Here is a 23,245-nt window from a genome sequence, read left to right as displayed (position 1 = left end):
ACACGAGTGACTGCGGATCATTTACGAGCGTGCCCTCACACGCCGTAACATCCGTTCTATATCCTTAGCGTGGCAAGCCCGAGCCATAGACTTGAGCTTGAAGCCGTTATCAGGTACCGGAACCTTGCAGCAAAAGAAAGAAACGCTCTTCGATCGCCTGCAACAGTGGGTGTTACGCCATGAATGGCCTACTCCCCTGCGCTATGCTGTCGCCGGGGCGGCTGTCATTGTCAGTGCGGGCGTTCGTCTGGCCCTGCCTGTCCTGGGCCTGCCGTACCTGCTGTTCATTCCGCTTCTGATGATCATCGGCTTTACGCTGGGTCTGGGGCCCGGTCTTTTCGCCACCGTCGTTGCCGCCCTTGCAGCAGCCTATCTGTTTGTCTCGACACCCTTCACATTCGATCTTGATCTGCTCCAGTGGGCAGCCAACGCCCTGTTCATCCTCGTCAACTTCGGCATCGTGGCAGTGTGCGCTGCACTCAGAAAGAATCTGATTCGCCTGAGCGACCTGATGGACACGCTAGAGCGTCGCGTAGAGGAACGTACCCGTGAGCGCGACCAGATCTGGCAAACAACCCCTGACCTGGTGTGTACAACTAACGCTGCTGGCTATTTTGTAAGCCTTAATCCGGCCTGGACCAAAACGCTTGGCTGGTCCGACCAGGAGATGCATTCCAAGCCCTTCAGTGAATTTGTCCACCCGGACGATGTAGAGCGCACCGCCCAGGCACTGCACATGCTGCAACGGGGCGACACGGTCTTTCGCTTTGAGAATCGCTACCGACACAAGAATGGCACCTATCACTGGTTGTCCTGGAATGCCGTGGCCCGAGGGGATCAGATTTATGCCACCGTGCGCGATATTTCATCCGAAAAAGAGCAAAGCGAAGCACTCAACCGCGCCGAAGAATTATTGCGACACAGCCAGAAAATGGAAGCCGTAGGTCAGCTTACTGGCGGTATCGCTCATGACTTCAATAACTTGCTGACAGGCATCTCCGGCAGCCTCGAGATGATCCAGATGCGTGTGGCCCAGGGTCGCGCTACGGATATCGATCGGTATATTACCGCCGCCCAGACGGCCGCCAACCGCGCGGCCTCCCTGACCCACCGGCTGCTGGCCTTCTCTCGTCGCCAGACGCTCGATCCCAAACCGACCCAGGCCAATACACTGATCGAAAGCATGCAGGACCTGATCGACCGCACGGTAGGCCCGGAGATTACGGTAACCACTAGCCTTTCCGCTGATCTCTGGTCAACGCTGTGCGATCCGAACCAACTGGAAAGTGCCCTGCTCAATCTATGTATCAATGCACGGGATGCCATGCCGGACGGCGGCCAGCTGACAATCCGTACCGCCAATATCTGGGTCGATGAGCGTGATGCCCATGAACAGGACATGCTCTCTGGGCAATACGTTGCCATAGCAGTCATGGACACTGGCATTGGCATGACCCCAGAAATCGTAGCGCGGGCATTTGACCCATTCTTTACGACTAAACCCATCGGCATGGGGACCGGCTTGGGCCTGTCCATGATTTACGGATTTGCCAAGCAGTCCGGCGGGCAAGCACGCATCTACTCCGAAGCTGGCAAAGGCACCACGGTCTGGATCTATCTGCCGCGCCATCTGGAAGAGAGCAAACCAGAGCCTCAGCAGACTGAACTGATGCGAGCCCCACGTGCCAGTACCGGCGAGACCGTTCTGGTCGTTGACGATGAGCCAATGGTGCGCTTGCTTATCACCGAAGTGCTCGAAGAGTTGGGCTATGCCGCCATCGAAGCAGCCGATGGTGCTTCGGGGCTGAAGATACTGCTCTCCAATACGCACCTGGACCTGCTGATTTCGGACGTGGGCCTGCCCGGCGGCATGAACGGGCGGCAGATGGCCGATGCGGCCCGCCAGGCACGCCCTGATCTCAAGATACTGTTCATCACCGGCTATGCGGAAAATGCAGCCGTGGGAAATGGCAACCTTGAGGCAGGCATGCACGTTATGACCAAACCATTCCCAATGGAATTGCTGGCCAGCCGGATCAAGGAAATTATTCTGGAAGACTGATTGTGGCTTGCGCACTGCCAGCGGAGGCGCTAATGTTTCTTAATCATTTGCCAGCTGTTGGCTGACGCTACCATGAATCATCTGCATACAGGCCAGTTCTCCTCCTTGTCCGCACCGGACGTGGCGTGCCTGCATGCGCGTTTCTCCCTCGCACCACCTGTCGTATCCCCTCCGGTTGTCGTGGCAGTAGTCGCTGCCTGATGACGCTCGGCTGATTACAGCCGTTTTCTTTCTCCAGTCTTGATCGGAACTGCCTACCACAGGCCGTTGGCTGGAGCCTGCTTTTCGTACTGACAGGTGAAATGACAATGTTAGGTTCATTAAGAACCCTGCTTGTGGCCAATAGCGCCACAGCGTTTTTCGTGCTGCTCTGGAGCAGCGGCGCGTTATTCGCTCACGTGGGCGTTACCCACGCCCCTGCATTCACGTTCCTGCTGTTACGCTTCATCATTGCGTTTACAGTGCTCTTGCTAATGGGGCTCTGGCGGCGACGCTGGTTGCCATCGCCGGGCTCTCGCAGCCGGGTAGCTCTCACCGGAGCGCTGCTTATCGGCGGCTACAGCATTTGTTATCTGTTGGCTCTGGATAAAGGCGTTACGCCGGGAGTCCTGGCTACCCTTCTGGGTGTACAACCCATTCTTACCCTGGTGTTGGTTGAAAGACGATTATCACCCCGTCGGCTGGCGGGCCTGCTGTTGGCCCTGGGTGGACTGTCTCTGCTCGTCTACCGCAGCCTGGCGATGGCGCATCTATCCTTGAGTGGAATTCTGTATGCGCTGGCAGCGCTCTTGTGCATGTCGATTGGTGCCATTCTGCAGAAAGGCCTGAGTCAGCCCCCAGCGGACGTCTTGCCGTTGCAGGTCGGTATCAGCTTGGTACTCTGCCTGCTTTTCGTCCCCTTCCAGCCCATCAGGTTTGAGTTGTCCTCGGAGCTTGTGACATCCGTTCTCTGGATGGCCGTCGTCATCTCCGTTCTTGCACAGCTCCTGTTTTATCGACTCGTACAAGCCGGCAATCTGGTAAACGTAACCAGTCTGTTTTATCTGGTGCCACTTGTGACAACGCTGTTGGATTACCTGATTCTTGGTCACCGGGTCGACGCACAAGGTGGTATGGGAATGGTAGCCATCCTTATAGGGCTGGTATTAGTATTCCGTCAAAATAAACCTACCAATAATTGACGCAGCCGTGCCAGAAGGACGGTTTCTACCACCCTTCTGGCACGGGCTTATTTATTGAGGTTTCGTAATAAACAGGTCTGATACGTGTTTTCCATCCCTCTTTATAGGCTATGGATGCAACGCATCAGACTCAATAACGGCAGGACGGCCTGGCATTAGTTGGGCATTGCGATCGTGACAACCAACAAGATACCGAACAAGGTGGAAAGTGTGGCAAACCAAGCCGTAGAGCTGGGTCTTTTACGAGGATATCCGCGGTTTGTTTTTGAAACAGCTGGATATGCAGATTCTGAGTTCATGTCTCTCAAACTGAATAATAGAGTTGCCCGTCAACGACTTCACGGGTAGATGAAGCCAAACGGCGAGCCATAGCGTTCATGCAAGGATGGCTCTACAAGCAAGCGCCACGGTTCAGGACGCCTATTTCCCTGCACGGCGCATAGATATATCAAACTTTTCAGAGCAGAGAGAGCGAGAGATGTTTGCAAGTTTTTGCATGAAGCGAGGGTTTTGAAAGAGCCGGCCCTGGCAGACAGGACCGAAACAGGAGGGTATACAAGCGGCGCATGCTCTTTTGCCCCCCCTTCTCTCACTGAGACATCTATTTTCAGACGTGTTCAGGTCAATAGCCCAACAGCCCCTGCGCAGCATCCAGACTGCTTATCTCTACGCCGGTGGACAGCGCCGCGAAGAGCACTACCATGTAGCGCGCCATTTCCAAAGCGTCCGCCTCCTCGCAATCCAAGGTAAGGTCCTCTACGTCCCACAGGGGACAACTGACGCACATGGTTTTCTCGTGGGGGTTGTAGGACAGGTGAATCCCCAGGCGTATCTGAAGTCGACGTGACTCACCATCGTCGATATGGGGCAGCCACTGGAAGCTCTCGCCGTTTTCATCCCTGACGATGGGTATGTCCTGCGCCCAATCGATTACCTTCCAACCTAGGGCTTCGGCCGCCAGAGTCAATTGCTGGCGTTGATCAAACGGATCGCTGTCGGTTTCTAAAGCCATACTGTTACTCCATCAGGGCAATGCTGTACTACTTAAAGCATAGCTGGCTGCTTCAAACAGGCTGAACTTGGCAGATAAGCTGTCGGCTCCGCCTGCGACACAGACATTTGGCAACGTCGAATCCTCAAGCAGATCCAGCATTCTCGTGAGCCAAAAAGACGAGCGAGTCGCCATATCCAGCCCGCACTGCTGGCAGTGCCCTGCCATGTCCGCGCCTCTCTGTACAACCGATCATCGGCCATTGATACCTAGACGAGCATAGCGCTCCAGATTTATCAAGCCGGGCCGATAGCCTCCTATCAGTCCGCGGCAATTGGTTGCCGTGTCGTATTTGTCTCTGTCGGTTTGATGTCTTTATGAAATGGTCTTTGCGTAAAAAGATTGCTCTATCCTCCAGCACTGCGGTACTGCTGGTGGGCGCCAGCCTGACCGGTATGAACTTCTGGAACAGTCAGAAAAGCCTGGAAATCCACATTGCAGAACAGGTCAGCAATGCCAGCAGGACGTTCAGCGCCAACGTGCGTTACTGGCTACAAAGCAAGGAGGTGGTGCTCCAGGCTGTGAAGGCCACTGACGACCCGTCTGCCATGCTGTCGATTCTTAATCAGGCCAAGATTTCCGGCGGTTTCGACAACGTCTTTTTTGCTCGGGCCGATGGCAGCCAGGTGAACGCCAACGGTGTAACCCTGCCGCCAGACAATAATGACCCTCGCAAATGGAAGTGGTACCAGCAGGCGCTGGTCGCGCCAAACAAGGTCTACATCTCGACGCCGACTATTGCGGCGGCTACTGGCAGCCACGTGCTGTCCTTAGGCCGCTCCCTGCAGCAGAGCGGAAACGCGCTTGGGGTGGTAGGCGCTGACGTCAGCATGACCGAGATCCTTGAGCAGCTGAAACAGATCAAGCTTCCTGGCAATGGCTCGGCCTTCTTTGTAGACAAGGACGGCACCATTCTGGGCCACACGGACACGGCCCTGCTCGACAAGAAGGTCAGCGACCTGATGACGGAGCTCACCCCTGCCACCCTGGCGTCATTGGCTGCCAGCAAGGGTACGCAGCACTTGCTGGACCATAACGGTGAGCGTTTGTACGCTGTCCCGATCGATCATGATGGAGAGATTCTCATCATGACGCTGGACGACGCTGTTCTGACCGCCCCGCTCTATCAGCAACTGTGGGTGAGCCTGGGCGCATTCGGCGCTATCCTGGTTCTGTCGCTGATCGCCATCAACATGCTGTGCGCCTGGCTGCTACGCCCGCTGGGTGTGGTCTCCCAGGGACTTCAGGTAATCGCCCATGGCAATGGCGACCTGACCAAGCGCATCCCTCAACAGAGCCAGGACGAGGTGGGCCATCTAGCCCTGCACTTCAACCAGTTCGTGGCCAGTCTGCATGAACTGGTTACGCATATTCGCCATCAGGCGGTGGAAATCGGCCAGGAGTCCACGACGGTGCTAAACAACAGCACACTGTCGGTCGCTGACTTGGGTCGTCTCCAGCAGGAGCTGACGCTGGTCGCAACAGCAGTCACCGAAATGGCTTCGGCTACCCAGGAAATTGCGGGCAATGCCGAACGTACGGCGCAATCGGCGCAGCAGTCTACCGAAAGCAGTCAGCAAGGTCTGGAGCTGGTTCGCAAGACCCAGACCTCCATTACCGATCTTGCCCAGGAAGTGGCGGAAACAACCCAGGTCATCACTGAGCTCAGCCAGCACTCCCAGTCCATTTCCAGCGTCTTGACCAGCATCCAGAGTATCGCTGAGCAGACCAACCTTCTGGCCTTGAACGCAGCGATTGAGGCGGCGCGGGCAGGCGAGCAGGGTCGCGGCTTTGCGGTGGTGGCTGACGAGGTGCGGACCCTGTCGCAACGTACCCAGGCGTCTACCCAGGAAATCCAGACGACTATCAGCAATCTGTTGCGTGTAACACAGGATGCAGTCAGCCGGATGGACAACAGCCGTCATCTCGCTGAACGCAGCGTGGCGGATGCCGATCAGGCGTACGTGGCGCTGGAGCAGATCACCCAGTCGGCCTCACTGATCTCGGACATGTCGATGCAGATTGCAGCGGCAGCTGAGGAGCAGACCTCCGTGACGGAAGAAATTACCCGTAACGTGGTAACCATTAAATCCTTGGGTGATACCCTGGCTGAAAGCTCGGTGCAGGCGGAGCATCAATCCCGTTCACTGCAAAGCCACGCCGGTGATTTGAACGAACGCGTCTCCCGTTTCATTCTGTAACCCTGCCTTGCTGTCCACTCCCTTACCCAGGGAGTGGACCCTCTTCTCAACCCATCCGTCTAACACGGTCGTGAATGACCTTCAGGGCTTCCCGAAAGACCCAGTGCCACTGGGACGATGCGGCTCGACCAAGCGGGTACCAAAAAAAGCGAAACTCCAATCCGCCTCCGTCGGTGGTGCGATGGACCCAGCCCTCAGGTAACTCGTACGCGCTTTCGCACAGGTGCATCGACCATACCTGTTCCTGATAGCCAGAGACCCATGTTCCTAGATCCACAGGCCATTCGGGCACTTGGATACCTGACTCTTCCCATAGCTCCCGCAACGCAGCCTCAGCAGGTAGTTCACCCGGCTCGATAGACCCTTTGATCAACTGAAGCCCTGCCAAGGGGTGCTCGAACGCCAGTATCTGCAGTTCGCTTTTATGACGCAGTACGACCGGACATGCCTTAACCGGACTTGCTGAAGCATCGTTATTTGCCAAGGGCAGCCTTGTCATCGCACGTCGACCTGGTTCAGCTGACGCCTCAGCCGATCGTTTTCCCTCTGTAACGCTGTGATGTGGTAGCGCAAATCCTTGATGACACTCAGGTGATAGCGGTGCTCAAGCTCCAGCGCTCGGTAGCGCTGCATCAGTGTGCCTGAGTCTGCCATAGCCAGGGATTGGGAAAGATCGTCTGCTGGAGACATCGGTACGCCCTCCTCTTATTTACTGTTTATTTATACAGTAGTCAGCGGAGCGCAAAATGACAACCTTTTCTGACGTCAAAAGACTGGTCGTATAGAAAATTTCATTGATGTGTCATAAAAAAGGACGGAACCCTGTCCGCCCTTTTCAAGAGGTTGCCCTTCTTCAGCCGCGCTTGCGGATCAGACCTTCCTGGGCAACCGAGGCCACAAGCTGACCCGCGCGGTTGTATATGCTGCCACGGCACAATCCACGCGCCCCCCCGGCCCATGGGCTATCCATGGAATACAGCAGCCACTCGTCCACCCGTAGCGGCTGATGGAACCAGATCGCGTGATCAAGGCTGGCAACCTGCATCTCCTTGTTCCAGTAGCTGATGCCGTGAGGCAACAAGGACGTCGGGAGCAGGTTGAAGTCCGAGGCATAGGCCAGCAGGTATCGATGCAGCGCAGGGTTGTCCGGCAGCTGCCCGTTGGCCCTGAACCAGACATGGCGTGCGGGCGCTGTTGGCTCTGGATCAAACGGATGGGTCACCTTGACCGGACGAATCTCGATGGGCTTAGGCGCCAGCAGCTTTTCCCGCGTAGGCTCCGGGATGAACTGGGCAAACTGTTGGATGTAGTCCAGCTCGGACGCCAGCGAGTCTGGATCGGGCACGTCCGGCATTTCGCTCTGGTGTTCAAAACCGGGTTCCAGACCCTGGAACGAGGCACTGCAAAAGAAAATCGGTTTGCCTTTCTGGATGGCCGTGACGCGACGGGTCGTAAAGCTGCCGCCATCCCGGACGCGATCCACCTCATACACCACCGGAATCGTCACGTCGCCAGGCCGCAAGAAGTAGCCATGCAGCGAGTGCACCTGACGCGACGCATCCACCGTTTGGCTCGCCGCTGACAGGGCCTGACCGAGCACATGCCCACCGAATAATTGTGGAAAGCCCAGGTCCTGACTACGACCGCGGTAGAGGTTTTCCTCGATGGACTCAAGGCTTAACAAGGCAACAAGATCATCCAGCACTGTGCTCATCACGTTTTCCGTGGTCGTTTTGATAATGGCCAAATCATACGCAAGTCAGTCGTGAAGCCGTAGCCCCATGATGAGGAAACGGCAGCGGCAGGACGTCCCTCCAGGACTCCGCCACCATCAGGCAAAGTCGTTCTCAGGCGCGGGATAAGCTGGCAGCGAGGTCAGACGCATGTCCACGGTCGCGCGTCCCATGGTGAAGTGATAAAGGCTTTGCCAGGTTGTATCCGCAAGCCCTATCAAGTCATGCACCAGCGGGTCGAAATAGCAACCGATACCGGTGCCTGAAAGCCCTGCCGCTTCTGCCTCCAGGTAAAGCACCTGTCCAATCTGTCCGGTCTCCCAGAATAGCTGCGGATAGCACCAGGCCCCCTGGGCAAGGGCATCATCGAAACGAGCCATCATTGCGATACTGATACAACCGTCAGACGCAATGTCCTGGCCGCAGGAAAGCAAGCCAGCCAGCTCACTAGCATCCCCTTTGAGCAACCGGAACAACCTGAGCCCCTCCGCCTCCTCTACCCGCTCCCAGAGTAAGTCCGCTCGGGCGGTGATATTGAGCTCTCCCTCACTGCGCGCCAGCCAGTACAACCCCGGTTCCAGTCCCACAACGCGATTTACAAAGATCAGAAGATCGACCTGAGCAGGCTTGCCCAACGTCAGGAAAGGCACCGGTGCCTGCTCCGGCAATATACGCCTTAGCCAGGCAAAGAAAAGATCAGACAGAATGCCCGTCCGACCATCCATGGACTGCGCGCTACGCCGTTGATGCAGCAATGGCCGCAGCAGTAGCTGGTCGTTTTCCTGGGTAACTACGCCCCGGGAAATGGGCATGTCATAGGGCAAGCGCTTGGGCGCACGGCATGCGGCAGCGATCCGCCCAACCTCGGGCCACTCTACGTACTCTCGCGAAAGTCGATTAGGCGTGCCGGCGAGCTGCAACTGACTCAGCAGCTTGAACAGACTATCGGGCAAGGAAGGCTCGGCCGATTGCGGCGGACCGATCCAGAGCAGCGCCTCCATTTGCTCCTGCTCACCAAAGCCGTCTCGATCAACTCCAAACGCCGCATCGAGCGTTTCATCCGCCACGTCGTGAATCAGTCGTGTTTCCCAACCTTGCGCGGCGGCAGCAATGGCAATGGCGGCCAAGGCGTGGCCTATATCATGCTGACAGTAGCGCCAGGCTCGCTCGCCATATTTCCAGGCCTCACGCCAATAGATACTGGACAGTGCGACCAAAAAGCTCCCCGGCGGCAAGGCGCCAATGATGTCTTCATCCAGCACTTCGGGGAGCTCGGCGCGTACTTCCAGGGCATGCAGATCGGCCGTGTAATGTGTCATCAAGGCACGATCGTTCAGTACACCCGGTGGCAGCAAGGCATAGGCTTCGGTGGGATGCAGATTGCCGGAGGAGGGATTCACTCGCAGCGCCCAGCGGCTGCTGCCCGACTCTTTCCAGGCAGAAATGGCCAAACTGTCATAAAACAGCCGAGAGATATTGGCAGGATCCAACGGGGCCGGCTCGCCTACAGGACCTGCAAAAACCTCATCGTACAGAGGCGAATCCTCCAGCATGCGGCGCAGTAACGGAATGACTTCGCATCCCCGATAACGGCGGAATGGCGCAGGTTGGTTAGCCCAATCGAGCGCATCGGGTCCGCGGGCATAGCCCTCACGACGGTGCATGCTGAGCGAATGATAGGCTCTGACGATGTCTTCTGGGGTCATGCAGTCCTCTTTGTCATTAACAGGCATTCATGCTGTCGCCAGTTTCCAGTCTACTGATCCATTGATGGCGGCTGAGTCGATACAGAACATGGTGGCGCAAGGGGTGGCCTTCCGGCAGGTTTGGATGTTCAAAGTCGTCGGCCGGATCGTACTGCATACCCAATCGTGCCATCAGGCCGCGGGAGCGTTCGTTTTCAGGCACGGTAAACGCCACGATCTCTTCCAGGCCTACCTGCTCGAAGCCAAAGGCAAGCGCGGCTTCGGCAGCTTCATGGGCATAGCCTTCGTCCCAATATTCGGCACCCAGCCGCCAGCCGATCTCGACCGCCGGAGTAAAAGGTGCGTCGAAATTGGAATGCTCAAGCCCTACATACCCAATGAAAGGCGGACCGTTCCTGACCTCCACGGCCCACCAGCCATAGCCATGATCGTGGAAATGCGCCTGGATACGCTCGGTCAGCGCCTGCGTTTCAGCCTCACTCAGGCATTTAGGGAAAAATTCCATTACCCGTGGATCAGCGCTTTGTGCAGCGAAGGGCGTATAGTCTTCATTGCGCCAAGGGCGCAAAATCAAACGTTCGGTACGTAACACCTTGGGATAGGCCTGGCTCATCTCCACACTCTTTTAAGGTCCTTTGATGTTGGGACTGTTGTGAAGCCAGAGTATTCCGTAAAGCCGGTTCGGTTTTTTGATAATGGCTACCGCTTGGCGAGATCGGCAGGAATCGTCATCATGAGCGCCAGTCGGCAGCATCGCCTGTATCTGCCGAAACTTGGCATTTAGCCGCATCCTAACAACTACATCTCTAAATTCGACCAATGTATTGACCTTCACTGAGCAATATGGCCGGCGAATGGTCCTACATCATTAATGCGTTCTTTTCAGGCTGCTGCACACACATGACTTCCAAGAATTCGGACAACTTCACCACTAATGACCACAATAAAGTGGCAAAGGGTATGCCAGATGAAGTCCGTAGCCAGCACGGCGATATCTTTTTCGCTGCGGTTAGAATGACCCGCATGCCCATGATCGTGACCGACCCACGGCAGGACGATAATCCCATTATTTTTGCCAACGACGCCTTCCTGAAAACGACGGGCTATGAAGAGCATGAAGTATTGGGACGCAACTGCCGTTTTCTTCAAGGCCCGGAAACGGACCGGGAGACCATCCGACAGATCCGCGAAAGCGTCGAGTCCCGTCATGAATGCAATACCGAGTTATTGAATTACCGCAAAGATGGCTCGACCTTCTGGAATGCCTTGTATATTTCTCCGGTCTACAACCAAGCAGGCGAGCTGGTGTATTTCTTTGCCTCGCAACTGGATGTCAGCCGCCGCCATGACGCCGAAGAGGCCTTGCGGCAATCCCAGAAAATGGAGGCGTTGGGTCAGCTCACCGGCGGCATTGCCCATGATTTTAACAATCTGTTGCAGGTCATGGTGGGTTATCTGGACATTCTCCGGATCAACCTGGATCGCCCAGAAATGGACAGGGAAAAGGCCAAGCGCCATGTCGACAACACCCGAGAAGCGGTCAATCGCGCGGCCACACTGACGCAACAACTTTTGGCGTTTGCCCGCAAGCAGCGCCTGACCGGTCGAACGTTGAACATCAACGAGCTGATTGAAGAGCGACTCGACCTGCTGTATCGAACGCTGGGAGAGCCCTATCAGCTAACGACTCGGCTGGCGCCTGATCTCTGGAATTGCAAGATAGACCCGACCCAGGCCGAAATGGCGCTCATCAATATCCTGGCGAACGCACGTGACGCCATGGAATCGCGGGGCGAAGGTCGTGTCACGATAGAAACCCGCAACATTGAAGTGACGCCAGAGGATATGGCCTACGGAGGCCTGACTCCTGGCCGCTATGCCTGCATCGCCATTACCGATACCGGAGAGGGCATTCCAACAGAAGTGCTTGGACGGGTCCTCGATCCGTTCTTCACAACCAAGGAAGAAGGCAAAGGGACCGGTCTTGGTCTATCCATGGTGTATGGCTTCATGAAGCAGTCCGGCGGCGCGGTTCGTGTGTACTCCGAGGCCGGTATGGGTACGACGGTCCGCCTGTATTTCCCGACGACACAAAGTGAAATCATCCAGCAGCCTGCCGAATCCAATGGCACCAGCGAGGAGCCTGGTAACGAGACTATCCTGGTTGTGGATGATCGAGAAGAAGTGGCAGCGCTGGCGCAGGCCATTCTTGAGGAGTTCGGCTATTCGGTTCGGGTCGCCTACAATGGCAAGGAAGCGCTGGCTACCTTGGAGCAGCATGGCGATATCCAGATGCTCTTTAGCGACCTGATCATGCCCGGCGGCATGAATGGCGTAATGCTCGCCCAGGAAGCCCGCCGACGCTGGCCTCATATCCGCGTCCTGCTCACGACCGGCTATGCCGATACCACGCTGGAACGTGGACAGACGGATACCTCTGAATTCGAAGTGCTGAGCAAGCCCTACGGCCGCCTGGAACTCGCGCGTCGAGTCAGGAAGATACTGGACGGAGCAGGATGAATGACAATGAGGGTGTGATGGAGGAAGACGACCACTACGAGTGCAGCGCCGAAAGTGACTCACCAGCCAGTCTGGAAGCCTTTCTCAGTTGCCTCGAAGAGGTCGGGCGCAGCCCGGAAAAGGTTTCCGTGGGCCACTTGATCGATGCCATCGGGAGTCGCTCCTACGGTCCACTTCTTCTGCTTGCAGGCATCATTGCCCTGTCTCCCCTGACGGGCATTCCTGGCGTTGCCACCGTCATCTCGATCTATGTCGTTCTGGTGAGCGTACAACTGCTCATCGGCCGCAAGCATTTCTGGCTGCCGCGCTGGGCACTGAAACGTCAGGTTCCGCGTGGCAAGCTACGAAAATCACTGCGCATGCTGCACCCTACCGCACGTTTCGTGGATCGCTTTTTGAAACCACGTCTGACCTTCCTGACCAAGGGTATCTTCCAGCACATCACGGCGTTGCTCTGCATTGGGGTCGCGGTATGCATGCCGGTTCTGGATCTGGTGCCTTTCGCCAATACCACGGCCGGAGCCGCCATGACGGCGTTTGCCGTCTCGCTCATCGCCCGTGATGGACTTATATTCCTGCTGGCCAGCGGATTCTGTTGCGGTATCGTCTGGCTGCTCATCAGTCTCCTGCTCTAGCCATCAGCCTTTTCATGACAGCACTTCCTCTGGTTTACCACGACGATTACAGCCCACCCTTTCCACCCGAGCATCGGTTTCCGATGGAGAAGTTTCGCCTGCTCTATGAGCACTTGAGCGAAAGCGGACTGGTGACGGCTGACAATCTGTACCGCCCGGAATTGCCTAAGCCAGAAGTGCTGGCCCTGGCTCACGATCCGGTCTATGTCGAGCGCTACATGGGCGGCGAGCTGTCCCATGCCGAGCAGCGCCAGCTGGGTCTGCCCTGGAGCGAGGCACTGGCACGACGAACCATTCGCGCTGTGGGCGGCTCGCTATTGACGCTGGAGCTAGCGTTGCAACACGGGCTGGCCTGCCATATGGCTGGGGGCACGCACCATGCACATCATGATTACCCAGCTGGGTTTTGTATCTTCAACGACTTGGCCATCATGGCGCTATATCTCTTGGAAAGCGGCAAGGCGGGACGCGTTCTGATCTTTGACTGCGATGTTCACCAGGGGGACGGCACTGCCCGAATTCTTGAACATGTTCCCGATGCCGTCACGGTGTCGCTGCATTGCCAGACCAACTACCCGGCGCGTAAGGCACAGAGCGATTGGGACATTCCATTACCCAAGGGCATGGGTGATGCAGGGTATTTGCATACCGTTGAGGAGGCACTAAATTACCTTTTACCTCTCTACCAGCCTGACGTTGTGCTCTATGACGCTGGTGTTGACGTGCATGCCAGCGATGCCCTGGGCTATCTCCTGCTGACGGACGAAGGCATCGCTGCACGGGACGAATACGTCATCCGCCATTGCCTGAGCCGGGACATCCCGGTCGTCGGCGTAATTGGCGGCGGCTACGACCGGGACCGAGCTCTGCTGGCCAGACGGCACGGCATCCTGCATCACAGCGCCGCCAAGGTCTGGGACAGTGGGCTTGCGCCGGGCTAGAGCTTCATGGGTCTGGGCTTGGAGCCATCGGAAAAGCGGGTAAACCGGAACTCATAAGGGTCAACGATCGGCCTGGCGCCTGTTACCAGGTCTGCTGCCAGCTGCCCAACCGCAGGCCCCACGCCAAACCCATGACCGGAAAGCCCTGTCGCCACAACCAATCCAGGCACTGCATCAATCTCGGAGATAACAGGAACGGCATCCGGGGTTACGTCGATCAGCCCCGCCCACTGCTGGGCGATCTGTGCCTTGGCAAACACTGGAAACTGACGAACCAGTTGATTCATGGCGTTCAGGTTCTGCTGAGGGTCCGGGTAAGGATCCAGCACGCGCATATATTCGTAGGGAGACGGGCGATCCAGCGGGACAGGTTTGCCTTCATGCCATTCCTGGCGGAAGCGCTCGTCAAACCGGATCCGCAGGCTCGACCATTCCGATTTCAAGGTCGGTAAAAAGTCCAGAAAGAAGCGGAAGCTGTCGGGTACCAGCGAAGCGATATTCACGCTGCCATTGGCAATGGTATAGCCACCGTCCAGGCGTTTGCGAAATGCCACGTCGCGCGTCCAGAGCGTACAGTCAGGCCCCTCCTCCAGCGGCGCCGTCCGCAGTACGCTGTTGCGTACCTTGAGTTGTGGCAGTCGCACGCCAAGGTCCTTCAGAAAACGGCTCGACCAGGCCCCACCTGCCAGGATTACGGACTCGCAGGCAATTCGGCCTCGTTCGGTAATGGCTGCACTGACCCGCCCGGCCGACAGCTCCAGCCCCCGCACGGCGCAGTCGGTCAGAATGACAGCTCCGAACCGCTGGGCCGCCGTTGCGATCGCAGGTGCTGCTTTCTGGGGCTCGGCGCGCCCATCGGTGGGGCAATAGATACCGCTTTTCCAGCTGACTTCGCCGGCTGGCAGCAACTGCTTGAGCTCGCTGCCAGACACCATGCGCACGTCTATATCATGCTGACGCGCCACACTGATCCATTTTTCATAGTCGGCCTCCTCCTGTTCGGATTCGGACGAAAACAGAATGCCGGAGCGGCGAAAACCGGTTTCACCCTGTACAACCTCATTGAGACCCTCCCAGAGCCTCAGGCTTTCAACTGCCAGCGGAATCTCGCGGGGGTCACGGTACAGCTTGCGCACCCACCCCCAGTTGCGGCTGGACTGTTCTCCAGAGATATAACCCTTCTCGCAGAGCACCACGGAAATGCCTTCCCGCGCCAGCGCCAATGCCGCGCTGGTCCCGGCAATGCCGCCGCCGATCACAACGACCTGAACCTTGGCTGGTAGCGCCTTATCCGCCTTGACTAGATCAACCTCGGGTCCCATCCACCACGCTCCGTTCATCGATAATCAGTTAGTCACGCAAGAGCCATGCCCTGTTCAATCGTACACCAGCGGGATTCTGCTGGTACTTCGCGGTAAACTGGCGGGCTTTCTCTACCTGCGATGGCTGTCATGTCCCCACACGTGCCTACTCATTCCCGTACCGCCGCCATTATCGGCGGTGGGCCTGCCGGCCTTATGGCTGCCGAAGTTCTGGCCGGTACTGGTGTAACAGTAGACGTATATGACGGTATGCCCTCAGTCGGACGCAAGTTTCTTCTGGCCGGGGTAGGCGGCATGAACATTACCCATGCCGAAGACCAACCCGCCTTTCGCTCCCGTTACCGCGGGCGTGAAGCCCCCCTTTCCCGCTGCCTCGACGGATTCGACAGTCATAGCTTGCGAGATTGGATTCATGGGCTGGGCATCGAGACGTTTGTCGGCAGCTCAGGCCGCGTCTTTCCCACAGACATGAAGGCCGCTCCTCTGCTCCGAGCCTGGCTGCATCGCCTGCGGGAAGCAGGCGTTCGCATTCATACGCGGCACCGCTGGCTGGGCTGGGACGAGCACGGCGCCCTGAGTTTTTCCACTCCGGCGGGGGAAACCTGCCTGCGCGCCGGGGCGACAGTCTTGACCTTAGGTGGAGCCAGCTGGCCGCGATTGGGCTCCGATGGGGTGTGGACAGGATATCTTGAGGAGCAGGGTATTGCCCTTGCCCCGCTGCAACCAGCCAACTGCGGTTTTGAGGTCGCTCAGTGGAGCGATCATTTACGCAGCAAATTTGCCGGCTCGCCTATCAAGCCTGTAGCCATGATGCTTAAAGACGGTACTCGCCGCCAAGGCGAATTCGTGCTGACTGAGACAGGCATTGAGGGCAGTCTGGTCTATGCCCTGTCGGCTGAAATTCGCACCGAACTGCTTCGTACCGGCTCCGCCACCCTATACCTGGACCTTGCGCCTACCAAGGAACAGAGCGCGCTTGCCGCGGCGCTAAGCAAGCCGCGCAAAGGCAAGTCCATGGCCAATCACTTGCGTGCCCATGCCGGGCTGGAAGGCGCTCGCTCTGCCCTGCTGCGGGAGCTGGCTCCCGCCAAGGCGTTTGATGACATGCAGCATCTGGCAGCCGCGATCAAATCGTTACCGCTGACTGTAATCCGCCCCCGTCCTATCGAGGAAGCCATCAGTTCGGCCGGCGGCGTGCCGTTTGAAGCGCTGAACGAGCAGCTCATGCTCAACGCCCTGCCGGGCGTGTTCTGTGCCGGTGAAATGCTGGATTGGGAAGCGCCTACGGGAGGCTATCTGCTGACGGCCTGCTTTGCTACTGGCCGTACCGCCGGCCTGGGTGCTGCAGCCTGGCTGAACCGGTAACCGTTTATTGTGCGGCCTTGATCACAGCCCTCCTGTCGGATGCCCCGAACCGCCTCGTCATGCCCATGGTCAGCTCTCATAGAGCCCGTGACGAGGCTTACTACCGTGCTTATCCTTATGATGAGAGAGCCTGACCATGAATGCTATCGACCTCCTGAAAAACGATCATAAAACCATTCTCGATATTCTTGAGCAGCTGAGCAGCACCTCCGAGCGCGCTGTTAAAAAGCGTCAGGATCTGGTGCAAAAGCTTGAACACGAGCTGACACTTCATACGCATATCGAGGAAGAAATTTTCTATCCGGCGTTCAAGGCGGCGGGCAAGAAAGAAGAAGCAAAGATGTATTACGAAGCGATTGAAGAGCATCGGGCAGTCGACTCGCTGGTGTTGCCGCACATCAAGGCTACAGCGCCTGATAGCCTGGAGTTTTCTGGCCGTGTGAAAGTGGTCAAGGAACTGCTTGAGCATCACATCGAAGAGGAAGAAGAAGAGATGTTCAAGGATGCCCAGGAATTGCTGGCGTCCCAGCTGGACGAGCTAGGCACACAAATGCAGGAGCGCAAAAAGTCGCTCAAGCAAGAGCTCAACGCACGCAAAGCGGCTTGAGCCCTGACCGTCTCTGTAACGCCGGACGGTGTTACAGAGACTGCACGATCACCTACTTCTTCTTGCCGAACCCAGGCATCTTGCGAACCGGCTTTACCGACGGTTTGTCGTTCTCGATCCAGCGCCCCAGAGGCTTCCCGCTTTTAGCGTCGCTCACTGAGCCTACCTTGGGTTTCTTCGGCTTCTTCGGCTTTTTCATCACAACGCCACCAGGACCGGTTTGCGGCACCTTGTGATCAGGGATGAAATCCGGCTCGTCCCGTCGCGCAATGGTTTGTCCAATCAGCGTCTCAATGGCTGCCAAGTGGTCGACTTCATCGGCAGCTACCAGAGAAACGGCCGCCCCGGTCGCACCGGCACGCCCTGTACGTCCAATGCGGTGGACGTAATCTTCCGCCACGATGGGTAGATCCAGATTGACCACGAGCGGCAAGTCCTGAATATCCAGACCTCGTGCGGCCACGTCAGTCGCCACCAGAACATCCGCTTCACCCGCCTTGAACCGAGCCAGCGCACGCAGACGAGCCGGTTGAGGCTTGTCGCCATGAATCGACTCGGCACGAATACCTTCCTGCGTCAGCGTTTCCACCAGCTGGTCGACACCCTTACGGGTCTTGGCAAATACCAGCACCTGCCCCCAGCGCTTTTGCGCATAGAGGTGGCAGAACAGTTCCGCCTTACGCTTTTTGTCCACGGGAATCAGCCACTGCTTGACGCTCTTGGTGGTCGTGTTGCGCGGACTGATATCGATGGTCAACGGATCGCGCAGCAGTGGCTTGGCCAGATCACGAATGGCCTCGGAGAACGTAGCGGAAAAAAGAAGTGTCTGCCGACGCTGGGGCACCATGACAAAAATCTCGCCCAGCTCGCGGGAAAAGCCCAGATCCAGCATTCGATCCGCTTCGTCGAGGATCAGCGTCTGTACCTGATCAAAGCGCACAGCGTTCTGGTTGAACAAATCCAGCAAACGACCTGGCGTGGCGACCAGCACATCCACCCCTTTACGCAACTTCATCATCTGCGGATTGATGCTGACGCCGCCATATACCACCGCCGTACGCAGCGGCAAATGCTGCGCGTAATCACGTACGCTGGTGTGAACCTGCTCGGCGAGTTCGCGGGTTGGCACAAGAATCAATGCACAGACTCGGTTCGCCGTGACTGCCGGGCCCTCCTGAACGAGGCGCTGCAGTGTCGGCAAAGCAAAGCCAGCTGTCTTGCCTGTACCCGTCTGGGCCGCGGCAAGCAGATCGCGGCCTTTGAGTACCGCAGGAATGGCCTGAGCCTGGATCGGAGTCGGAGTGGTGTGTTCCAGCGCGTCGAGCACACGCAACAAAGGCTCGATCAGGCCGAGTTCGGCAAAAGTCATGACGCTAACCGCAATGAAGAAAAGGACGAAATTGTAGGCGCCAAGCAACGTAGCGTCGAGCGCGGCCATCGGAGCGGTAGACAAACGCCGACTCCTGCCCTTCCGAATGAACGCTTTTGCACCCCGTTTTGAGGGATACGCCGCTTTAATGGATCTTTTCTTGAACGCTCAGCTATTCGTGCAGACCAACTCTTAAAGGATGCCCTGGACGTCTCAGGCGGTAACCCTCATGTATGGCCTTACCGATCAAGGATTTGATGAATTCGACTGGCACAGCCAGATATCGAACAATCCAGCAAGGAGACTCCATGAAAGCTGTCGTTTATAACGGCCCTCGTGATGTCAGCATCAAGAATGTCACCGATGCCAAGATCGAAAAACCTACAGATGCTCTGGTGCGTATCACTACTACCAACATCTGCGGCTCTGACCTTCACATGTATGAAGGCCGTACCAGTTTTGAACAAGGCCGCATCCTGGGCCACGAAAATCTGGGTCAGGTAGTCGAAATCGGCTCGGGTGTTGATCGCGTCAAGGTCGGTGATTATGTATGCCTGCCCTTCAACATCGGCTGCGGCTTTTGCGAGAACTGCGAAAAAGGCCTGACCGGATTCTGTCTGACCGCCAACCCCGGTAGTGCGGGTGCTGCATATGGCTTTGCGGAAATGGGCCCTTATGAAGGCGGCCAGGCTGAGCTGCTGCGCGTTCCCTACGCCGACTTCAACTGCCTGGTACTGCCCGAAGATGCCCAGGAGAAAGAAGACGATTACGTCATGCTCTCCGACATCTTTCCCACCGGCTGGCATGCAACCGAACTGGCGGGCCTTTTACCGGGTGAATCAGTCGCCATCTACGGGGCCGGTCCTGTAGGGCTGATGGCTGCTCACTCGGCCATGATCAAAGGGGCTTCGCAGGTCTTCGTGATCGACACGCACCCTGACCGGCTCGCATTAGCCGAGCATCTGGGGGCAATTGCCATCAACGGCGCAGAAGGCGAGGCGGTCGAACAGATTCTCAACAAAACCAATGGCCGAGGTACGGACCGCGGCTGCGAGTGTGTGGGCTATCAATGCTGCGACCGCCATGGTCATGAAGCCAATCACCTCACCATGAATAATCTGGTTGCCTCGACCAAGGCGACTGGAGGCATCGGCGTAGTGGGTGTTTTCATACCGCAGGACCCAGGCGCACAGAATGAACTGGCAAAGGAAGGCAAAATGGCCTTTGACTTCGGTCAGTTCTGGTTCAAGGGTCAGCAGATTCGGACAGGTCAGGCCAACGTAAAGGCCTACAACCGTCGCCTGAGCGCCCTGATTCATGCTGGACGCGCCACTCCCTCGAAGATCATCTCCCATAGCCTCAAGCTGGACCAGGCCCCGGACGCCTATAAGCATTTCGATGCCCGGGACGATGGCTGGACCAAAGTGGTGCTCAAGCCTGCGGCTTGACTTCCGCCTCGGCAAGGTTCGCTTTGCGAGCCTTGCCTCTCGCCCGCCACTGTGGAAGCCCGACCAGTATCACGGCCGCCACGATTACTATCATGGCCATCCATTCCGCCTGACCTATCCTTTCCCCAGCAAACACAATCCCCAGTAGCACCGCCACGACCGGATTGACATAGGCGTAACTGGTCGCTGCGGCCGGTCGTACATGTTTTAGCAGATACATGTAGGAGCTGAACGCGATGATCGAGCCAAACACGATGAGATACCCCAACGCCAACCAGCCGTCCATGGTCGACGGTGTGGTCAACGGCTCACCGCTGAGACGGCTGCCAATGAATAGAATGCCTCCGCCCACAATCATCTCGACGGCACTGGCCATCGGCCCTGCCGGCAGTGGCAGATGACGGCTCCACACTGAACCGAAAGCCCAGCTGGCAGCTGCAAATAGGGTAATCACCGCCCCCAGGGGGGTCGTCTGCATGTTCTCGCCCAGGTTCAGCAGCAGAATGCCAATGAATCCCAAGCCAATCCCAGCCCATTCGAGCCGGGTATTGTGCTGTCCCCAGAACAGGCCGAAGCACAAGGTGAAGAGCGGTACCGTAGCCACAGCCAGCGCGGCTACTCCAGAGGCAACCCCCGAGTGTTCGGCCAGGGTCACACCGCCATTTCCGCAACTGAGCAGCAGAAACCCGACCAAGCCGCTACCTACCCACTCACGCCGTGTCGGCATGGGGGCTCCTCGGGAAAGTTGCCAGACAAATAACAGGCTGCCAGCAATCAGAAAACGTAAACCGGCCATCAACAAGGGCGGCCACGACTCAACACCGATGCGAATGACCAGATAGGTCGAGCCCCAAATAACGTAGAGCGCGAAAAAAGCACACAACAAAAGCAACAGCGAACGGCTATCCCGGGCAGGCATGGTGGCAACTCTTATGATTGAAATCCTGGTAGCTGAGTCGTACAGGTGATCAAGAACCGGAAAACGTATTCAAGCAGCAGGCTCCTTGCTATAGGAAGCGGCCCTCTCGGCCAGGCGCAGCGTGCAATCCTGAATACGGTCAGAGTCGATCAGCGGCTTACGAACCAGACCATTAGTTTAGAAAGAGCAAGCGAGCGCGTTAATGCGATAAGCTTGTTTTTTCTGCCCCCCCGCCTTCGTTTCAAAGGTCTTTTGATAAAACAGGCGAGGTTTCCAAACCGTCACAGGAGGACGTATGGATCACTATGACCGACAGATCATCAATGCCTTACTGGAAAATGGCAGAGCCTCGTTTGCCGATCTGGCGCGGCGAGTTAATCTGTCGGCTCCTGCGGTAGCAGAACGTGTCGCGAAACTGGAAGCCAGCGGTGTCATTACCGGCTATCACGCGTCGGTCAACCTCAAAGCCCTTGGCCAACCAATCGAATGTCTGATTTCAGTAACACTGAACAAGACCAGCAGCGACAAACTGTTCGATGAGCTGGCCGCGATTCCGCAGCTTATCGCCTGCCATCGCGTAACGGGTGAGTCCTGTATCGTGCTGCGGGCAGCCGTGGCAGACATGGCTGAACTGGAGGCGCTCATCGATCGGCTGATGCGCTACGGCATGAGCAAGACGTCGATCATTCTATCGACGCCTTTCGAAAGACAGACTCCAGCCAAACTATATCCGGCAGTCGAGGACGCTCGATCCATCCGCCGCGCCTGATGTTCAGCGCAACAGCAAACCGTCCTCGATGACGACGTATTCGTCCGCTGCCCGGATCAAGGCATGCGCCGTGAGACCAGGAGCGCCATAGACACGGGTATGAACGCCGTAACACTCACGGACCTTCTCCAGCAGGAGGTCAAAGTCACCGTCTCCTGAAGCCAGGACGATTTCATCGACCTTGGGCGCAGCATCGAGCACATCGATTGTGATACCTACGTCCCAATCGCCTTTGGCGGAACCGTCACTGCGCTGAATATAGGGTTTGAGCTTTACCGTAAAACCCAGATTACGCAGGATCTGCTGGAACTGTTGTTGCCGGCTGTCTCCTCGCTCGATGGCATAGGCTGACGCAAACACCAGTTCGCCCCGTTGCGAGATTTCCTTTAGGAAGTTCGCGTAATTGAAGTGGCAGCCATGCGTATGGCGAACCGTGTAATAGATATTCTGAACATCGACGAACACAGCAATCTTCTTCACAACACTCCCATCGACTAACGTCGCGTACATCAAGGTCATTTCTGTCCGGGTCACTCCGCCCCGATACGCTCCTCTACCACCGGCCTGAAGCCGTTTTTACAGAATAGGTCACTTGAAACGACAAAGGCAGCCAATTGGGCTGCCTTTGCTTTCGAACGGTCGATTAGATGAACTGATCGTCATCCCCACCATCGTCAAAAAAGCCACTGTCGTCGCTTCCGTAGTCGGCTTGCTGGAAGCCGCCGTCACCGTAGCCATCATCATAGCCGCCAGCGTCGCTGGCCGGCGTCAAACCACTGTCCTGGCCCCCAGTATCGCTGGCCAAGTCTGCCGCAGGTTCTTCATTGATGATGTTGACGATTTCCTGCGGCTGGGAATCGTGAAACATGCTGGAAATAGTTTCCGCCAGCAATACACCGCCGGCCACCCCCACAGCAGTCTGCATTGCTCCCCCTAAAAAGCTGCCCGCTCTGGAGGGCGCAGCCGGTGCGGCATTGTAGCCATACCCTGGATTAGGCTGACCATACCCAGGCGCCTGGCCATAGGAAGGCGCCTGGCGCGGGCCCGGGTCGGTCCAGCCACCACGAGGTGCCTGAGCTTGTGCCTGACTCTGCGATCGCGACTGCTCCTGCTGGGAGCCGCCACCAAACAGGTTGGACAGAAAGCCACCGCTGCTCGGCTTGTTCTGCTGCATCTGCGCCACCTGCGCTTCCAGATCGCGCACCCGCTGATCCAGACGTTTGAGTGCCGCTTCCTGGATCAGGATGACCTGAGCCATATAGTACGGTGCGGCGGGCTGTTGATGCAGGCGTTCCTGAATATAAGCTTCAGCCTGAGCGTCGCGGCTGGCGGTTTGAGCCTCCGCATCCTTGAGGCGCGTAAACAGGCCTTCGATCAGTTGTTTCTCTTCAGATTGCATGTGACCTCCCGAAGACG

General features: G+C 57.2%; 22 protein-coding genes and 1 pseudogene. 12 read left to right on the top strand and 11 right to left on the bottom strand.

The window, feature by feature from the left end; all coding sequences use genetic code 11:
* The first annotated feature begins 97 nt into the window (after positions 1-97).
* The 3 genes from JQR90_RS05805 (at position 98) to JQR90_RS05795 (ending at position 3,243) form a co-directional block, all read left to right on the top strand.
* On the top strand, positions 98-2,062 hold the full coding sequence (locus JQR90_RS05805; protein ID WP_434140637.1) for an ATP-binding protein: 1,965 nt from the start codon (positions 98-100) through the stop codon (positions 2,060-2,062).
* Positions 2,063-2,134: 72 nt separating this feature from the next.
* Positions 2,135-2,263, top strand: coding sequence for a hypothetical protein (locus tag JQR90_RS05800; RefSeq protein ID WP_258019876.1), 129 nt, complete (start codon positions 2,135-2,137; stop codon positions 2,261-2,263).
* Between the two features lie 107 nt (positions 2,264-2,370).
* Complete coding sequence (locus JQR90_RS05795; protein WP_434140635.1) at positions 2,371-3,243, top strand: DMT family transporter; 873 nt, start codon at positions 2,371-2,373, stop codon at positions 3,241-3,243.
* 622 nt (positions 3,244-3,865) lie between these two features.
* Here the strand turns inward: JQR90_RS05795 and JQR90_RS05790 are convergent.
* Complete coding sequence (locus tag JQR90_RS05790) at positions 3,866-4,255, bottom strand: hypothetical protein (RefSeq protein WP_074827758.1); 390 nt, start codon at positions 4,253-4,255, stop codon at positions 3,866-3,868.
* Between the two features lie 356 nt (positions 4,256-4,611).
* On the opposite strand from JQR90_RS05790, the pseudogene JQR90_RS05785 reads away from it, so the two are divergent.
* Both JQR90_RS05785 and JQR90_RS05780 read left to right on the top strand, forming a co-directional pair.
* A pseudogene (locus JQR90_RS05785) lies at positions 4,612-5,592 on the top strand (cache domain-containing protein); the annotation flags it as partial.
* 198 nt (positions 5,593-5,790) lie between these two features.
* Positions 5,791-6,495 carry a methyl-accepting chemotaxis protein gene (locus tag JQR90_RS05780; RefSeq protein ID WP_371106382.1) on the top strand — a complete coding sequence of 235 codons (705 nt, stop codon included), beginning with the start codon at positions 5,791-5,793 and terminating at the stop codon, positions 6,493-6,495.
* Between the two features lie 46 nt (positions 6,496-6,541).
* On the opposite strand, the gene JQR90_RS05775 is transcribed toward JQR90_RS05780, so the two are convergent.
* The 5 genes from JQR90_RS05775 to JQR90_RS05755 all read right to left on the bottom strand — a co-directional run bounded on the left by JQR90_RS05775 (position 6,542) and on the right by JQR90_RS05755 (position 10,547).
* On the bottom strand, positions 6,542-6,994 hold the full coding sequence (locus JQR90_RS05775; RefSeq protein ID WP_010797483.1) for an NUDIX hydrolase: 453 nt from the start codon (positions 6,992-6,994) through the stop codon (positions 6,542-6,544).
* Positions 6,991-7,185, bottom strand: a complete 195-nt coding sequence (locus JQR90_RS05770) for a hypothetical protein (protein WP_010797482.1) — start codon at positions 7,183-7,185, stop codon at positions 6,991-6,993. The genes JQR90_RS05775 and JQR90_RS05770 overlap by 4 nt, the downstream gene beginning before the upstream one ends.
* 163 nt (positions 7,186-7,348) lie before the next feature.
* Positions 7,349-8,209, bottom strand: a complete 861-nt coding sequence (tesB, locus tag JQR90_RS05765; protein WP_010797481.1) for an acyl-CoA thioesterase II — start codon at positions 8,207-8,209, stop codon at positions 7,349-7,351.
* Between the two features lie 117 nt (positions 8,210-8,326).
* A complete protein-coding gene (locus JQR90_RS05760; RefSeq protein WP_010797480.1) occupies positions 8,327-9,934 on the bottom strand; it encodes a nitroreductase family protein in 1,608 nt (535 codons plus the stop codon).
* Positions 9,935-9,950: 16 nt separating this feature from the next.
* The gene (locus JQR90_RS05755; protein ID WP_010797479.1) at positions 9,951-10,547 is read right to left on the bottom strand and encodes a GNAT family N-acetyltransferase; all 597 of its coding nucleotides are present in this window, start codon (positions 10,545-10,547) and stop codon (positions 9,951-9,953) included.
* A 287-nt stretch (positions 10,548-10,834) separates the two neighbouring features.
* Here JQR90_RS05755 and JQR90_RS05750 point away from each other — a divergent pair, with 287 nt between their 5' ends.
* The 3 genes from JQR90_RS05750 to JQR90_RS05740 are packed head-to-tail and all read left to right on the top strand — an operon-like array spanning position 10,835 to position 14,030.
* A complete protein-coding gene (locus JQR90_RS05750) occupies positions 10,835-12,454 on the top strand; it encodes a histidine kinase famiy protein (protein WP_073450378.1) in 1,620 nt (539 codons plus the stop codon).
* On the top strand, positions 12,451-13,089 hold the full coding sequence (locus JQR90_RS05745) for an exopolysaccharide biosynthesis protein (RefSeq protein ID WP_010797477.1): 639 nt from the start codon (positions 12,451-12,453) through the stop codon (positions 13,087-13,089). Before JQR90_RS05750 ends, JQR90_RS05745 begins: the two co-directional genes overlap by 4 nt.
* A 14-nt stretch (positions 13,090-13,103) precedes the next feature.
* Positions 13,104-14,030 (top strand): histone deacetylase family protein, encoded by a 927-nt coding sequence (locus tag JQR90_RS05740; protein WP_010797476.1) that lies wholly within the window; start codon positions 13,104-13,106, stop codon positions 14,028-14,030.
* On the opposite strand, the gene JQR90_RS05735 is transcribed toward JQR90_RS05740, so the two are convergent.
* A complete protein-coding gene (locus JQR90_RS05735) occupies positions 14,027-15,352 on the bottom strand; it encodes an NAD(P)/FAD-dependent oxidoreductase (RefSeq protein ID WP_112297878.1) in 1,326 nt (441 codons plus the stop codon). The two genes, JQR90_RS05740 and JQR90_RS05735, sit on opposite strands and share 4 nt — an antisense overlap.
* 129 nt (positions 15,353-15,481) lie before the next feature.
* Here JQR90_RS05735 and JQR90_RS05730 point away from each other — a divergent pair, with 129 nt between their 5' ends.
* Together JQR90_RS05730 and JQR90_RS05725 are read left to right on the top strand one after the other, a co-directional pair.
* The gene (locus JQR90_RS05730; protein WP_010797474.1) at positions 15,482-16,717 is read left to right on the top strand and encodes a TIGR03862 family flavoprotein; all 1,236 of its coding nucleotides are present in this window, start codon (positions 15,482-15,484) and stop codon (positions 16,715-16,717) included.
* A 136-nt stretch (positions 16,718-16,853) separates the two neighbouring features.
* The gene (locus JQR90_RS05725) at positions 16,854-17,324 is read left to right on the top strand and encodes a hemerythrin domain-containing protein (RefSeq protein ID WP_010797473.1); all 471 of its coding nucleotides are present in this window, start codon (positions 16,854-16,856) and stop codon (positions 17,322-17,324) included.
* 52 nt (positions 17,325-17,376) lie between these two features.
* On the opposite strand, the gene JQR90_RS05720 is transcribed toward JQR90_RS05725, so the two are convergent.
* Positions 17,377-18,693, bottom strand: a complete 1,317-nt coding sequence (locus JQR90_RS05720; protein ID WP_112297892.1) for a DEAD/DEAH box helicase — start codon at positions 18,691-18,693, stop codon at positions 17,377-17,379.
* Between the two features lie 308 nt (positions 18,694-19,001).
* Here JQR90_RS05720 and JQR90_RS05715 point away from each other — a divergent pair, with 308 nt between their 5' ends.
* Entirely contained in the window at positions 19,002-20,141 is a 1,140-nt protein-coding gene (locus tag JQR90_RS05715) for a glutathione-independent formaldehyde dehydrogenase (RefSeq protein ID WP_010797471.1), read from the top strand.
* Here the strand turns inward: JQR90_RS05715 and yedA are convergent.
* Positions 20,125-21,060: a drug/metabolite exporter YedA gene (gene yedA, locus JQR90_RS05710; protein ID WP_434140629.1), complete on the bottom strand. Its 936-nt coding sequence runs from the start codon at positions 21,058-21,060 to the stop codon at positions 20,125-20,127. The two genes, JQR90_RS05715 and yedA, sit on opposite strands and share 17 nt — an antisense overlap.
* Before the next feature lie 295 nt (positions 21,061-21,355).
* Between yedA and JQR90_RS05705 the strand changes: the two genes are divergently transcribed.
* Positions 21,356-21,829 carry an Lrp/AsnC family transcriptional regulator gene (locus JQR90_RS05705; protein ID WP_010797468.1) on the top strand — a complete coding sequence of 158 codons (474 nt, stop codon included), beginning with the start codon at positions 21,356-21,358 and terminating at the stop codon, positions 21,827-21,829.
* Positions 21,830-21,832: 3 nt separating this feature from the next.
* On the opposite strand, the gene JQR90_RS05700 is transcribed toward JQR90_RS05705, so the two are convergent.
* The gene (locus JQR90_RS05700) at positions 21,833-22,339 is read right to left on the bottom strand and encodes an NYN domain-containing protein (RefSeq protein WP_112297893.1); all 507 of its coding nucleotides are present in this window, start codon (positions 22,337-22,339) and stop codon (positions 21,833-21,835) included.
* A gap of 133 nt (positions 22,340-22,472) precedes the next feature.
* Positions 22,473-23,228 carry a DUF2076 domain-containing protein gene (locus tag JQR90_RS05695; protein ID WP_010797466.1) on the bottom strand — a complete coding sequence of 252 codons (756 nt, stop codon included), beginning with the start codon at positions 23,226-23,228 and terminating at the stop codon, positions 22,473-22,475.
* Positions 23,229-23,245 lie beyond the last annotated feature (17 nt).

Origin of the sequence: Pseudomonas sp. JZ114, from assembly GCF_051027705.1 — a bacterium.
GTDB lineage: Bacteria > Pseudomonadota > Gammaproteobacteria > Pseudomonadales > Pseudomonadaceae > Chryseomonas > Chryseomonas luteola.
This window is presented reverse-complemented; position numbering and strand designations above follow the sequence as displayed.

Bases quoted from the DNA above. Each gene is read 5' to 3' on its own strand.
- JQR90_RS05720 (WP_112297892.1), bottom strand. From the start codon at position 18,693: ATGACTTTTGCCGAACTCGGCCTGATCGAGCCTTTGTTGCGTGTGCTC.
- JQR90_RS05795 (WP_434140635.1), top strand. From the start codon at position 2,371: ATGTTAGGTTCATTAAGAACCCTGCTTGTGGCCAATAGCGCCACAGCG.
- JQR90_RS05705 (WP_010797468.1), top strand. From the start codon at position 21,356: ATGGATCACTATGACCGACAGATCATCAATGCCTTACTGGAAAATGGC.
- JQR90_RS05730 (WP_010797474.1), top strand. From the start codon at position 15,482: ATGTCCCCACACGTGCCTACTCATTCCCGTACCGCCGCCATTATCGGC.
- JQR90_RS05750 (WP_073450378.1), top strand. From the start codon at position 10,835: ATGACTTCCAAGAATTCGGACAACTTCACCACTAATGACCACAATAAA.
- JQR90_RS05745 (WP_010797477.1), top strand. From the start codon at position 12,451: ATGAATGACAATGAGGGTGTGATGGAGGAAGACGACCACTACGAGTGC.
- JQR90_RS05790 (WP_074827758.1), bottom strand. From the start codon at position 4,255: ATGGCTTTAGAAACCGACAGCGATCCGTTTGATCAACGCCAGCAATTG.
- JQR90_RS05800 (WP_258019876.1), top strand. From the start codon at position 2,135: ATGAATCATCTGCATACAGGCCAGTTCTCCTCCTTGTCCGCACCGGAC.
- JQR90_RS05780 (WP_371106382.1), top strand. From the start codon at position 5,791: ATGGCTTCGGCTACCCAGGAAATTGCGGGCAATGCCGAACGTACGGCG.
- tesB (WP_010797481.1), bottom strand. From the start codon at position 8,209: ATGAGCACAGTGCTGGATGATCTTGTTGCCTTGTTAAGCCTTGAGTCC.
- JQR90_RS05715 (WP_010797471.1), top strand. From the start codon at position 19,002: ATGAAAGCTGTCGTTTATAACGGCCCTCGTGATGTCAGCATCAAGAAT.
- JQR90_RS05735 (WP_112297878.1), bottom strand. From the start codon at position 15,352: ATGGGACCCGAGGTTGATCTAGTCAAGGCGGATAAGGCGCTACCAGCC.
- JQR90_RS05695 (WP_010797466.1), bottom strand. From the start codon at position 23,228: ATGCAATCTGAAGAGAAACAACTGATCGAAGGCCTGTTTACGCGCCTC.
- yedA (WP_434140629.1), bottom strand. From the start codon at position 21,060: ATGCCTGCCCGGGATAGCCGTTCGCTGTTGCTTTTGTTGTGTGCTTTT.
- JQR90_RS05725 (WP_010797473.1), top strand. From the start codon at position 16,854: ATGAATGCTATCGACCTCCTGAAAAACGATCATAAAACCATTCTCGAT.
- JQR90_RS05740 (WP_010797476.1), top strand. From the start codon at position 13,104: ATGACAGCACTTCCTCTGGTTTACCACGACGATTACAGCCCACCCTTT.
- JQR90_RS05760 (WP_010797480.1), bottom strand. From the start codon at position 9,934: ATGACCCCAGAAGACATCGTCAGAGCCTATCATTCGCTCAGCATGCAC.
- JQR90_RS05700 (WP_112297893.1), bottom strand. From the start codon at position 22,339: ATGTACGCGACGTTAGTCGATGGGAGTGTTGTGAAGAAGATTGCTGTG.
- JQR90_RS05770 (WP_010797482.1), bottom strand. From the start codon at position 7,185: ATGTCTCCAGCAGACGATCTTTCCCAATCCCTGGCTATGGCAGACTCA.
- JQR90_RS05755 (WP_010797479.1), bottom strand. From the start codon at position 10,547: ATGAGCCAGGCCTATCCCAAGGTGTTACGTACCGAACGTTTGATTTTG.
- JQR90_RS05775 (WP_010797483.1), bottom strand. From the start codon at position 6,994: ATGACAAGGCTGCCCTTGGCAAATAACGATGCTTCAGCAAGTCCGGTT.